Here is an 11145-nt window from a genome sequence, read left to right on the forward strand (position 1 = left end):
AAAGAAATCCAGAGCGAAAGTCACCGTCGCCAGCAGCGCCGCCGCCCTCGTTCCGTGAAGCGGCTTATAAGGCCCCAAACCCAAACAAGTCAACAACCACACGCAAAGTTTTTTGACAGTTTTATAACATGTTGTTTTGGCTGAGGGAATTTCAGGGGCGCGTCGCGGAGCCGTTTCGAGCCCGCTCAGCGACATCCCGAACACCAGGCCAATCCACCGCCCGGCATCGCCCACGAGCCATTATCCACACATGAAACGCCCGATTTTCGGAACCGAACCCCTCTCCCATGTGTTTCTAGACGTGTTTCTATCGTCAGCAACAAAGGAGACAGCCCGATGGCTTCCAATACAGATGATGTGAGATCCGCCGTTAGCAAGGACATCAGCGCCCTGCAGCAGGAGGTCGCCCGTCTGCAGAAGATGATCTCGGCCCAGGGCGCGGAGGCCTATTACGAAGTGCGCGACCGCGCCGGCAAGGCCTATGAAGAAGTGGCGCCCCGCGCCAAGACCGCCGTTGCCCAGATCAAGGCCGAAAGCGTGGCCGCGGCCGACGCCGCGCGCGAGCATCCCGCCGCAACCACCACGGCGCTGGCGCTCGCCGGCGCGCTCGGCTTTCTCGCCGGCTATCTGCTGAGCGGCGCCGCCCAGGCTGCCCCGCAGCGTCAGCAGTGGTGGCGGTAGCATTCGTTAACATTAGATTTATCTAATTTGTTTACGGGCCGGATGATCCGAAGTATCATCCGGCCCGTACTACTTTGGTCTTAGAAAAACCCATTTTTCGGGCCAGTAATGGAGACTATAAAGAACGAGGGAGGACTGCTGATGATTGCCAAGGGATCGAACTGCATCGTCGAAGTCACCGTGGACGGAGCGCAGGGCCGTCTGGCGGTCGGTATCATGAACATGCGACAGGCTCTCGAACTTCCTGAAATGCCCAGCGCATCCTATACCCATCCGGACCCCGCCAAGGCGGCTGCCGGCGTCACCATGAACCGCGAGCAGCTTGCGGGTTTCATGGCGCGTCACTGAGGAGCGGTCGCCATCGCGATCCGTTCGTTTCATATAGATGTGGGAAAGACATATGAATGCGGCAAAGACAGGCGGCGCCCATGGCGCCGCCTCTTCTTTTTCACCGTCCGCCGGCGCCCCTCCCCTTCATCTTATCCCCGCGTTTTGCGACCCCGCGTCTGGCATCCCCTCACCGTTCATGCCAGAAACGCGGTTGACCGAGCAGGAGAGGAACGGGCGATTGAGAGAGCGGCGCGCACCGCAAAGGCAGAACGGCCGTACGAAACCGGGCGCCGCCGAGAGCAAGCGGGTGACCCTGCCCCGCGCATTGTCCAAGCTCGGCTACTGCTCCCGAACCCAGGCTGAAAAGCTGATCGCCGACGGACGCGTGACCGTCAACGGCCGTACCGTACTCGACAGCGCCGCCTGGATCGACCTCTCGTCGGCGACGATCGCGGTCGATGGCAGCGATGTCGCCGCCGAGCCGATGACCTATCTGATGCTCAACAAGCCGCGCGGGCTGGTGACCACGCGCCACGATCCGGAAGGCCGCCCGACGGTGTTCGATTGCCTGAAGGATGTCGACACACCACATCTGTCGCCCGTCGGAAGGTTGGACAAGGCAAGCGAGGGCCTGCTTCTCTTCACCAATGACACGGTTTTCGCCCAGGCCCTGCTCGACCCGGTCACCCATGTCACCAAGACCTATCACGTCCAGGTCGATCGCGTCATGGAGCCCGACATGCTGGCCGAGATGGCCTATGGCGTTCGCCACGACGGCGAGCTGCTGAAGGCGACAGCGGCGACGCTTCTAAGACAAGGCGAGCGCAATTCCTGGATCGAGGTCGAGCTCGACGAGGGCCGCAACCGCCAGATCCGTCGCATGCTGGAGGCGCTCGGCACCGAATGCCTGCGGCTGGTGCGCGTGGCGATCGGCGATCTGAAGCTCGGCGATCTGCCGAAAGGCGCCGTGCGGGCGCTGACCGAGGCCGAGCTCAAGGCGCTGCGCCGCCGCGCCGGCATGGAAACCACCAAACGGACCAGATGACATCATGACAGACAGCGCCGCCCTCGCCCCGCACGATTTCTGGCAGGAGCTGCACGCGCCGGGCACCTTCGCGGTCGGCGACGACTTCACATCCTTCTATGTCGCGACGCTGCCCGATGGTCGCCAGCTCAGGCTGCCGCTCCGCCCGCTTGCCGATGGCCACCATGCGCTCGCCTCGCTCATCATCAACCAGGCGAGCTTCGAGGTGGTGGACGCGCTGGCCGCGCAGCTCGCGGACAGACTGAGAGCCCTCGATATCGAGGTCATCGTCGGGCTGCCGACGCTCGGGCTGACGCTCGCCTCGGCCGTGGCGCAAAAACTCGGGCACACCAGATATGTGCCGCTCGGCACCTCGAGAAAATTCTGGTACCGCGACGAACTCTCCGTCCCGCTGTCGTCGATCACGACCCCCAACCAGCAGAAGCGCCTCTATATCGACCCGCGCATGCTGCCTCTGCTCGAAAACAGGCGCGTCGCGCTGATCGACGATGTGATTTCAAGCGGCACCTCGATCGTCTCGGGCCTCGAGCTGCTGTCGGCCTGTTCGATCGAACCCCTGGCGATCGGCGCCGCCATGCTGCAATCCGAGCGCTGGCGCACCGCGCTTGACGAGGCCGGGCCGCGATGGCTGGAGCGCACCTTCGCCGTCTTCGCGACCCCGATGCTCGACCGGACCGAACGCGGCACATGGCGCGCGCCCAGGATCTGAGCCGCCGCGACCATATGGAGCGCGCTTTACGACCGGCCCTCTATACAGCGCGTCGCGAACCGCTACATTCCCCATAAGCGTATCAATCCGGAAGACCTGATGACCCCAGAACAAGCATGGCTGCTGATCCTCTTGATCGCGATGCTGGTTCTGTTCCTGATCGACCGTTTCAGGGTAGAGGTCGTCGCGATAGCGGGACTGCTTGCCGGCTATGCGCTCGGGCTCTATCCAACGGAAGCAGTCTTTTCCGGTTTCGCCAGCCCCGTCGTCATCACCGTCGTCGAGATCCTGCTGGTGGTGCAGGTGCTTGCCCGCACCCGCTTCTTCGACAGGGTGTCGACGGCACTTGCCGGCCGCGGCATGCGCGGCACCGGCGTCATCGCCATACTGTCCGGCGTGACCGGCTTCATCTCCATCTTCATGAACAATATCGGCGCCTTCTCCATTTCGCTGCCGGTGGCGTTGCGCATCAGCTCCGTGACCGCCATCCCCAAGCGGCAGCTGATCATGCCGATCTCGTTCGCCGCCCTTTTCGGCGGCCTCGTATCGCTGATCGGCACGCCCGCCAACCTGCTCGTCAGCAACGCGCTTGTGGCGGCGACCGGCCAGGGCTTTCGCCTGTTCGATTTCGCCTATGTCGGCCTGCCGGTCGCCATCGCCGGCATCCTCATGACATCCATGCTGGCGCCGCTTCTCTTCCCCAGGGATGGCGATGACGACAAGGCGGCGCCCGAAACGCCGCGACGCCGCATGGTGGCCGAACGGCGCGTACCGGCCGGCTCGCCCCTCATCGGGCAGAACCTCGCCGACCTTCCCGTCCACTTCGCGCTCAAGCCGCATGCGCTGCTGCGCAATGGCGCCTTCGTCTTTGGCTCCGCCGATCGCTCAATCGTCGAGGCCGGCGATCTGCTGCTGGCCGAAGCCGACGACGCGGTCCTTGCCGACCTCGCCGCATCCGGGGCGCTGCAGACCGATCACTGGCAAGCCGGTCATTGGCAGGCCGAGGCAAGCCGCGTCGAAGCCGTCGTCATGCCGGAGAGCACGCTGGTCGGCTCGCGCCTGCGTTCGCTCGAGGTCTTTTCCACCAGAAATATCGCGATCAGCGCGCTATCCATGCGCTCTCCCCGCATCGAGGGACGCTTCGAGGATCTGCAGCTGTCGATCGGCGACGTTCTCGTGCTCGAGGGCGACCGCGCCGCGATCGCCGAGGCGCTCGAGGAATGCGAATGTCTGCCGCTCGCCTCCCCGCCCGTCCCGCCGTCCGTCTCGCTCAGCTGGCAACCCTTCGCGATCTTTGCCTGCGGCATCGCCGCGACGACGGTGTTGCGGCCCGACATCGCGCTCGCCGGCGTCGTCCTCGTGCTGGCGCTGTTGAACTACCTGAACATCCGCCAGGCGATGGCCGACCTGAACTGGCCCGTCATCATCATCCTCGCCGCGATGATCCCGATCGGCTCGGCCGTCGGCACGTCGGGGACCGCCGAGGTCATCGCATCGGCGCTCGGCACGATCCTTCCCGTGGCGCAGCCGCTGGCGGGCATCGCCGTGGTGCTGTTTCTCGCCATTGCGCTGACGCCGTTCATCAACAACGCCACGGTCGCCATCATTCTCAGCCCCATCGCCATCGAATTCGCCGCAGCGGGTGAGCACCAGCCGCAAGCCTATCTGCTGGCCGTCGCCCTTGGCGCCTCGCTCGATTTCCTCACGCCCTTCGGCCATCACAACAACACGCTCGCCATGGGCATCGGCAGCTATCGCTTTTCCGATTTCATCCGCGCCGGCCTGCCGGTCACCGTGCTGAGCTACTTTTTGAGCCTGCTGCTTCTATATGTCTTCTGGGTTTGAGCCCCGCTTGCTTGACATCGCCGGCAATGGAACTAGAGCAGGGACAACCCCGATGAACTGATCCCGTTAACCGACAAGGACGGTCAAGCCCGTGCGTATCCTCTCAGAAGCCCATTTCCCGGAACTGCCGAATTACTACCGTGGCAAGGTACGCGAAAATTACGACCTTCCCGATGGCAGCCGCATCATCATCAGCACCGACAGGCTGAGCGCGTTTGACCGGATCCTGACCTGCATCCCCTACAAGGGCCAGGTCCTCACCCAGACGGCGCGCTACTGGTTCGAGGCGACCAAGGATATCTGCCCCAACCACGTCATCGCCTATCCCGATCCGAACGTCGTCGTCGGCAAGCGCCTCGACATCCTGCCGGTCGAGGTCGTCGTGCGCGGCTATCTGGCCGGAACCACCGGCACCTCGATCCTCACGCTCTACAAGAAGGGCGAGCGCGAGATGTACGGCATGCGCCTGCCGGACGGAATGCGCGACAATGAGAAGCTTCCCGAGCCGGTCATCACGCCGACAAGCAAGGAATTCGACGGCGGCCATGACGAACCGCTGACACCCGCGCAGATCGTCGACAATGGGCTGCTGACACAGGCGCAGTGGGATACGCTGTCCAGATACGCGCTCGCGCTCTTTGCCCGCGGCCAGGAAATGGCGGCCAAGCGCGGCCTCATCCTCGTCGACACCAAGTACGAGTTCGGCACCGACGAAAACGGCACCATCATTCTCGCCGACGAAATCCATACCCCCGACAGCAGCCGCTACTGGCTGGCCGACAGCTACCAGGCGAGCTTCGAGGCCGGCACGCGCCCGGCAAGCTTCGACAAGGATTTCGTGCGCGCCTGGGTGGCCGAGCGCTGCGACCCCTACAAGGACGAGATCCCCGAGATCCCGACCGATCTCATCGAACAGACCTCGGCCGTCTATATAAAGGCCTATGAGGCGATCACCGCGCAGGCGTTCGTGCCCGACGACAGCGGCGCGACCCCGGTGGAGCGCGTGCGCCGGAACCTGTCACGCTACTTCCCGTAAGCGCTCGATCGCATGGAGGCCTGCGGCTATGGCTTGCAGGCCCTTTCAATGTCGCGTTAGGTTCTGAAAAACAGCGATGCCGGACGCAACCGGCTGGAGAACTCATGGCACGAAGGCCAAGGCGCAAGGCCGAAGAGACCCGCGAAGATATCCTGTCGATGGCCGAGCAGCTGTTTCGCCAGCGCGGCTTCGTCGCCGTCTCCATCGCCGACATCGCCGCCGCGCTCGGCATGTCGCCGGCCAACGTCTTCAAGCATTTTCATTCCAAGACCGCGCTGGTCGACGCGATTGCCGAGCGGCACCTCAGCGATGTCGCCGACCGCTTCGTCGCCGAAGACCTGCCGCCGCGCGAACAGTTGCTCCGTTTCGTGCTCAGGCTCCTCGACAGCCATCTCGAGGATATCCAGAAAAACCCCTACATCTTCGAAATGGTCCTCGTCAGCATCGACGCCAAGATCGAGGCCGGACGACGATATCGCGAAAAGGTGATCCAGAAGCTGGAGGCCATCATTCGCGAGGGTGTCGCGGAAGGCCGCTATCACTGCGCGGACCCGGCGCGAGCCGCAATTACCGTCTCCGACGTGCTTGCGGGCGTGCTGCACCCGGTTCTCATCGTCAAGGACGACAAGGAGACCCTTGTCGAGAGAGCAAGGCAGATCGTCGATTTCGCCGATACCGCACTGCAAAATAGCGCTTGCTAAGTGACGATTCATAACTTACGTCACTTTCTAAAGGCTTTGTTAATTCGGATCAGAGGCATTTGACTCCGGATCGTTTGTCGTGTGGCATCCCCGGCAGGCTTCGATCCGCGAGCCCGCGCATAGGGAATTGAACATGATACGTCGCTTTCTCCTCGTTTCCTCCGCTCTCGCGATCGGCGGCGTGCTCGCCGCCTGCAGCGACAGCGGCAAGACACCCGCCGCTGGCGGCGCCGGCGCTGCCGGGGCGCAGCAGCAGGCGGCTGCCGTCGGCGTGATCACGCTGAAGAAGGGCGACTTCCCGATCACCACCATCCTTCCCGGCCGCGCCGAGGCCTTCCAGACCGCCGACATCCGCCCGCAGGTCAGCGGCATCATCCGCGAGATCACCTTCCGCGAAGGCGGCGAGGTGAAGAAGGGCGACGTCCTCTACCAGATCGAGGACGCCCCCTATTTGGCCGCGGTCGCCCAGGCGCGCGCCACCATCGCCAAGGCCGAAGCCAGCGTGCCGAGCGCGCAGAGCAACTTCGACCGTTATCAGCGCCTGGTCGGCTCCGGCGCCACGCAGATCGAATTTGAAACCGCCAAGACCAACCTCCTGCAGGCGCAGGCCGAGGTTGAATCGGCGAAGGCAGCCCTTGCGGCGGCCGAAATCGACCTCAACCACACCAAGATCATCGCTCCCTTCGACGGCATCATCGACCAGACGGCCTACAATGTCGGCAACGTCGTGGCCGCGAACCAGACCACGGCGCTGACCACCGTCCGCCAGATCGACCCGGCCTATATCCTGCTGACGGAATCGAGCACCAACCTGCTGCGTCTGCGCAGCGCCATCGCCGCCGGCGAGATCAAGGGCACGGGCGGCAACGACGCGTTCCGGCTGATCCTCGAAAACGGCAAGGAATACGGTGAGAAGGGGACGCTCGACATGTCGAAGTCCGTCGTCAGCGAGACGACAGGCACCTTCACCATCCGCGTCCGCTTCCCCAACCCCGACCGCATCATCCTGCCCGGCATGTATGTCCGCGCGACGCTGGAACTCGGCTCGGAAAGCGGTTTCGCCCTTCCCCAGCTCGCGACCAGCCGCAACGCTAATGGCGAGCTTTCGGCGCAGTTCGTGTCGGCTGATGGCAAGGTCGAAAACCGCACCTTCGAAAATGCATCGCCCTCCAACAACGCATGGCTGGTGACCGAAGGCATCAAGGACGGCGATCAGCTGATTGTCTCCGGCCTGCAGTCGATCACCGCCGGCATGCCGGTCAAGCCGACCGAGATGAAGATCAATGACAAGGGTATCGTCGTGCCCGTGGCGCCTCCCGCCGCCGGCGGCGACGCGCAGCAGCCCGCCGCGAAGTAACGCGTCGATCATTGATCCGAGCCGTACAGGAATTAGCCAATGGCCAAGTTTTTCATCCGACGCCCGATCTTTGCGTGGGTCATAGCGATCTCGATCATGCTTGCGGGCGTGCTGGCGATCTTCACGCTGTCCATCTCGCAGTACCCTGATATCGCGCCCACCACGGTGCGCATCAACGCCACCTATCCCGGCGCCAGCGCCGAAACGGTGGAGAAATCGGTGACGACGATCATCGAGGACGGCATGACCGGCCTCGACGACCTCACCTACATGACCTCGACCTCGTCGACCGGTTCGGCCAGCATCTCGCTGACCTTCGGCACGACGGCCGATCCCGACATCGCCCAGGTGCAGGTGCAGAACAAGCTGCAGCTGGTGCAATCGAAGCTGCCGGGTGACGTCATCGACGCCGGCATCAGCGTCACCCGGTCGACCTCGAGTATCCTGCTCGTCGGCGCCCTGGTATCCACCGACGGCAAGCGCAATTCCGTCGATCTCGGCAACATCCTGTCGAACTCGATCGAAAAGCAGGTACAGCGCCTGGAAGGCGTCGGCAGCGTCAATATCTTCGGCTCCGGCTACGCCATGCGCGTCTGGCTCGACCCCTACAAGCTGGTCAAGTACCAGCTGACGACGGGCGATGTGACCTCGGCGATCGAGGCGCAGAACACCCAGGTATCCGTGGGTTCGCTCGGCGCACAGCCCTCCGTCGACGGCCAGCAGATCAACGTCACCATCACCGCGCAGAGCCAGCTGACCACCGTTTCCGACTTCGAGCACATCATCCTGAAGGTCGAGAAGGACGGATCGACGGTACGCCTCAGCGACGTCGCGCGCATCGAGATCGGCCAGGAAAGCTATGGCGGCTCCTCCCGCTACAATGCCCAGCCATCGAGCGGCTTCGCCGTCAACCTCGCGATCGGCGCCAACGCCATCGACACCGCCGGCCGTGTCCGCGCCGCGCTGGACACGATCTCCACGGGCCTGCCCGAGGGCGTGGAAATCACCTACCCGTACGACACGACGCCCTTCGTGCAGCTGTCGATCGAAAAGGTCGTGCGCACGCTGGTCGAAGCGATCGTGCTCGTCTTCGTCGTCCTCCTCGTCTTTTTGCAGAATTTCAGGGCGACGCTCATTCCGACCATCGCGGTCCCCGTGGTGCTGTTGGGAACCTTCGGCATCCTTGCCGCGACAGGGTATTCGATCAACACCTTGACCATGTTCGCCATGGTGCTCGCCATCGGCCTGCTCGTCGACGACGCCATCGTCGTGGTCGAGAACGTCGAGCGCATCATGACCGAGGAGAAGCTGTCGCCGATGGAGGCCACCGAGAAATCGATGGGCGAGATCACCGGCGCCATCGTCGGCATCGCGCTTGTTCTGACGGCGGTCTTCATTCCGATGGCCTTCTTCGGCGGCTCGACCGGCATCATCTACCGCCAGTTCTCGATCACCATCGTTTCGGCGATGCTGCTCTCGGCGCTCGTCGCCATCGTGCTCACCCCGGCGCTCTGCGCCACGATGCTGAAGCCGGTGCATGACCAGAAGAAGAACCGTGCCGGCGAGTGGTTCAACCGCAACTTCACGCGCTCCACCAACGGCTATGTCCGCTCCATCGGCTACCTCTTGAAGCGGCCGTGGCGCGTGATGATCGTCTTCGTGCTGATCGGTGTCGGCTGCGCCTATTTCTTCAACCGCCTGCCCACCTCCTTCCTGCCGCAGGAAGACCAGGGCGTGCTTCTGACCATCGTCACCACGCCTCCGGGCTCGACGACGCAGCAGACCCAGGCCGTCGTCGAAAAGGTCGAGAAATACTATCGTGAAAACGAAAAGGACGCCGTGCAGTCCGTCTTCGGTGCGCTCGGCTTCGGCTTCAACGGATCCGGCCAGAACAGCGCGATCGTCTTCACCAAGCTCAAGGACTTCGCGGAACGCACGGACGTCAACCTGCATGCCCAGTCCGTCGCCACGCGTGCGCTCGGCGCCTTCTCGCAGATCCGCGAAGCCCAGGTCTTCGCGCTGCTGCCGCCGGCCATCCAGGGCCTCGGCGTATCCAGCGGTTTCTCCATGTATCTGGTCGATACCGGCGGCAACGGCACCGAAGCGCTCGACGCTGCTTCCAAGCGACTGATCGGCATGGCCAATACCAGTGGCAAGGTCGTGGCGTTGCGCAGCAACAACAAGGAAGTCGAGCCGCAGATGAAGATCGTCATCGACCAGGAGAAGATCGGCGCCATGGGTGTCGACATCTCGGCGGTCAATGCGATGCTGTCGGTCATCTTCACCGGTCGCGACGTCAACGACTTCACGCTGAACGGCGAGATCAAGCCGGTCTACGTCCAGGGCGATGCGGCCTTCCGCATGCAGCCCAACGACCTCGACCGCTGGTATGCCCGCAACACCAATGGCGAGATGGTGCCCTTCTCCGCCTTCACCAGCACCGAATGGGTCAAGGGCGCTCCGACGCTCGCCCGCTTCAACGCGGTGAGCGCCATCCCGCTCGACGGCGCGTCCGCGCCGGGCGTCAGCTCCGGCGACGCCATGAACGCGATGGAAGAGATGACCGCGCAGCTCGGCGGCGGCTACACCGTCGCCTGGCAGGGCATCTCCTATCAGGAGCGCCTGTCGGGCTCGCAGGCCCCGCTGCTCTACGCGATCTCTATTCTCGTCGTCTTCCTGTGCCTCGCGGCACTCTACGAAAGCTGGTCGATCCCGTTCTCGGTCATCATGGCCGTTCCGGTCGGCGTGCTCGGCGCGCTGGTGGCGGCAACGCTCTTCGGCCAGGCAAACGACGTCTACTTCAAGGTCGGATTATTGACGACGATCGGGCTCGCGGCGAAGAACGCCATCCTGATCGTCGAATTCGCCAAGGATCGAATGGAAGCCGGGCTGGGGATCATCGAGGCGACGCTCGAGGCCGCGAGGCTGCGTCTGCGCCCGATCATCATGACCTCGCTGGCCTTCATCCTCGGCGTCGTGCCGCTGGCCATCGCAACCGGTGCGGGCTCCGCGGCGCAGAATGCTATCGGTATCGGCGTGCTCGGCGGCATGCTGTTTGCCACCGCGCTCGGCATTTTCTTCGTGCCTTCATTCTTTGTGGTTATCCGCCGCGTCTTCTCGCGACGTCAAAAAAATGAGGTATGAGTGTGACATATCTGCACTGTGATAAAGTGAGACTCATTGGTACATTGCCGCGGACTGCTTCGGGATGGTGTTTCTCGTTTGAGCGAAGCGCGGCCGATGGTGAAGCATGATCGCTTCTGACATGAATGAATTTTTTGGTCGAGTTACAGGAAGATAGTTAATGGCGTCTTTTCGTTTTGCCGCTCCGGCATTTTTGCTATTGCTCACGGGCTGTGTGAGTGGCCCGGACCATGTTCCCCCGGAGATGCCTCTTCCGGCGAAGTTCAATGAGGGCGCGGCCAAGTCCGATGGCGACGT

The 11145-nt window shown here is 63.2% G+C and carries 10 protein-coding genes; 9 read left to right on the plus strand and 1 reads right to left on the minus strand.

All coding sequences use genetic code 11. The features are described 5' to 3' along the window. Positions 1–234 (minus strand): hypothetical protein (locus GGQ67_RS25170; RefSeq protein WP_210279788.1); only part of this gene is annotated, 234 nt, incomplete at its 3' end. 102 nt (positions 235–336) lie between these two features. On the opposite strand from GGQ67_RS25170, the gene GGQ67_RS24530 reads away from it, so the two are divergent. From GGQ67_RS24530 to GGQ67_RS24570, 9 genes are all read left to right on the plus strand, one after another. Further along, positions 337–681, plus strand: coding sequence for a hypothetical protein (locus tag GGQ67_RS24530; RefSeq protein ID WP_183902721.1), 345 nt, complete (start codon positions 337–339; stop codon positions 679–681). Positions 682–822: 141 nt separating this feature from the next. Continuing rightward, positions 823–1029, plus strand: coding sequence for a hypothetical protein (locus GGQ67_RS24535; RefSeq protein WP_183902722.1), 207 nt, complete (start codon positions 823–825; stop codon positions 1027–1029). A 220-nt stretch (positions 1030–1249) separates the two neighbouring features. After that, complete coding sequence (locus GGQ67_RS24540; RefSeq protein WP_183902723.1) at positions 1250–2056, plus strand: pseudouridine synthase; 807 nt, start codon at positions 1250–1252, stop codon at positions 2054–2056. Between the two features lie 4 nt (positions 2057–2060). After that, positions 2061–2765, plus strand: a complete 705-nt coding sequence (locus GGQ67_RS24545) for a phosphoribosyltransferase (RefSeq protein WP_183902724.1) — start codon at positions 2061–2063, stop codon at positions 2763–2765. A 99-nt stretch (positions 2766–2864) separates the two neighbouring features. Further along, on the plus strand, positions 2865–4610 hold the full coding sequence (locus GGQ67_RS24550) for an SLC13 family permease (protein ID WP_183902725.1): 1746 nt from the start codon (positions 2865–2867) through the stop codon (positions 4608–4610). Between the two features lie 91 nt (positions 4611–4701). Further along, positions 4702–5646: a phosphoribosylaminoimidazolesuccinocarboxamide synthase gene (locus GGQ67_RS24555; protein WP_183902726.1), complete on the plus strand. Its 945-nt coding sequence runs from the start codon at positions 4702–4704 to the stop codon at positions 5644–5646. A 104-nt stretch (positions 5647–5750) separates the two neighbouring features. Next, the gene (locus GGQ67_RS24560; protein ID WP_183902727.1) at positions 5751–6347 is read left to right on the plus strand and encodes a TetR family transcriptional regulator; all 597 of its coding nucleotides are present in this window, start codon (positions 5751–5753) and stop codon (positions 6345–6347) included. A 133-nt stretch (positions 6348–6480) separates the two neighbouring features. Further along, a complete protein-coding gene (locus tag GGQ67_RS24565) occupies positions 6481–7704 on the plus strand; it encodes an efflux RND transporter periplasmic adaptor subunit (RefSeq protein ID WP_183902728.1) in 1224 nt (407 codons plus the stop codon). A gap of 39 nt (positions 7705–7743) precedes the next feature. Next, on the plus strand, positions 7744–10848 hold the full coding sequence (locus GGQ67_RS24570) for an efflux RND transporter permease subunit (RefSeq protein WP_183902729.1): 3105 nt from the start codon (positions 7744–7746) through the stop codon (positions 10846–10848). Positions 10849–11145: the final 297 nt, after the last annotated feature.

This window comes from Rhizobium metallidurans (assembly GCF_014196505.1).
GTDB classification, from domain to species: Bacteria; Pseudomonadota; Alphaproteobacteria; order Rhizobiales; family Rhizobiaceae; genus Rhizobium; species Rhizobium metallidurans.

Excerpts from the sequence above, each read along its gene's own strand:
- GGQ67_RS24530 (WP_183902721.1), top strand. The coding sequence starts at position 337 with ATGGCTTCCAATACAGATGATGTGAGATCCGCCGTTAGCAAGGACATC.
- GGQ67_RS24535 (WP_183902722.1), top strand. The coding sequence starts at position 823 with ATGATTGCCAAGGGATCGAACTGCATCGTCGAAGTCACCGTGGACGGA.
- GGQ67_RS24545 (WP_183902724.1), top strand. The coding sequence starts at position 2,061 with ATGACAGACAGCGCCGCCCTCGCCCCGCACGATTTCTGGCAGGAGCTG.
- GGQ67_RS24550 (WP_183902725.1), top strand. The coding sequence starts at position 2,865 with ATGACCCCAGAACAAGCATGGCTGCTGATCCTCTTGATCGCGATGCTG.
- GGQ67_RS24560 (WP_183902727.1), top strand. The coding sequence starts at position 5,751 with ATGGCACGAAGGCCAAGGCGCAAGGCCGAAGAGACCCGCGAAGATATC.
- GGQ67_RS24565 (WP_183902728.1), top strand. The coding sequence starts at position 6,481 with ATGATACGTCGCTTTCTCCTCGTTTCCTCCGCTCTCGCGATCGGCGGC.
- GGQ67_RS24570 (WP_183902729.1), top strand. The coding sequence starts at position 7,744 with ATGGCCAAGTTTTTCATCCGACGCCCGATCTTTGCGTGGGTCATAGCG.